The 1,468-nt window shown below is 67.6% G+C and carries 1 protein-coding gene and 1 pseudogene; both read left to right on the forward strand.

Annotated elements, in window-relative coordinates; translation table 11 throughout:
• A partial coding sequence (gene hemL / locus BIS11_RS17405; RefSeq protein ID WP_253586701.1) for a glutamate-1-semialdehyde 2,1-aminomutase occupies positions 1 to 1,207 on the forward strand: 1,207 nt, incomplete at its 5' end.
• A gap of 75 nt (positions 1,208 to 1,282) precedes the next feature.
• Positions 1,283 to 1,468: pseudogene (locus BIS11_RS17410) on the forward strand (hypothetical protein); the annotation flags it as partial.

Raw genomic sequence — 1,468 nt, forward strand, 5'->3', positions numbered from 1 at the left:
GTTCAAGGGCCTGCATCGTCCGCCGGTGTTCATGGAGCGCGCCCAGGGCGCCTACCTGTTCGACGTCGAGGGCAACCGCTACATCGACTACGTCGGCTCCTGGGGGCCGATGATCACCGGCCACGCCGACCAGGACGTGCTGGCGGCGGTGCGCGCGCGCCTCGACAACGGCCTCTCCTTCGGTACGCCCACCGCCGTCGAGACCACCATGGCGGAGCTGATCTGCGAGATGATCCCCTCCATGGAGATGGTGCGCATGACCAGTTCCGGCACCGAGGCGACCATGTCGGCGATTCGCCTGGCCCGCGGCAGCACCGGCCGCGACAAGATCGTCAAGTTCGAGGGCAACTACCACGGCCACTCGGATTCGCTGTTGGTCAAGGCCGGCTCCGGTGCGCTGACCCACGGCGAGCCGAGCTCGCCGGGCGTGCCGGCATCGCTTGCCGAGCATACCGTCACGCTCTCCTACAACGACCCGGAGGGGGTCGAGGCGTGCTTTGCCGAGATCGGCGACGAGATCGCCTGCATCATCGTCGAGCCGGTGGCCGGCAACATGAACTGCATCCCGCCGCAGCCCGGCTTTCTGGAGACCCTGCGCCGGGTGTGCACCGAGCACGGCAGCCTGCTGATCTTCGATAAGGTGATGACCGGCTTTCGGGTCGCCCTCGGCGGTGCCCAGGCGCACTACGCCGTCACCCCGGATCTCACCTGCCTCGGCAAGATCGTCGGCGGCGGCATGCCGGTGGGGGCCTTCGGCGGGCGACGCGACATCATGCAGAACCTCTCGCCGATGGGGCCGATCTACCAGGCGGGGACGCTCTCCGGCAATCCGCTGGCCATGGCTGCCGGCGTGACGCTCTTGCAGAAGCTGCGTGAGCCGGGCTTTCACGAGGCGCTCGCCCAGCGGGTGCGGACGCTGTGCACCGGGCTCGAGGAGCGCGCGGCCGCGGCGGGCGTGCCGATGATGACCCAGTCCGTCGGCGGCATGTTCGGGCTCTTCTTCACCGCGCAGTCGCGGGTCGACAACTTCGCCCAGGCGACCGCCTGCGACCCGGAAGTCTTCCGGCGCTTCTTCGGCGCGATGCTCGATCACGGCGTGTACCTGGCCCCTTCGGCGTTCGAGGCAGGCTTCATGTCCAGCGCCCATACGCCGGAGGACATCCAGAAGACCCTGGACGCCGCCGAGAAGGCGTTCGCCCTGCTCTAGCGCCTGGTCGCCCCGCCACTGCTACACTGAAAGCGCCGCGATCTCGCGGCGCTCGTGGTTACGAGGTAGACCACCATGAAACGATTCCCGGCACTTTCCTGCCATGTTGGCCTTGCGGCGCTGGTCGCCGTGTTATCCACCGGCGCATTCGCCTTCGAGGAGCAGGAGATGAATCGTATCCAGATCGATATCAGCGGCACGCCAGGTACCCAGTTCTCCATGCACTGGCGGGTGAGCGACGGCGACGACGTCACCGAGTAC

The organism is Halomonas sp. 707D4 (genome assembly GCF_024158685.1).
Classification (GTDB): Bacteria; Pseudomonadota; Gammaproteobacteria; order Pseudomonadales; family Halomonadaceae; genus Vreelandella.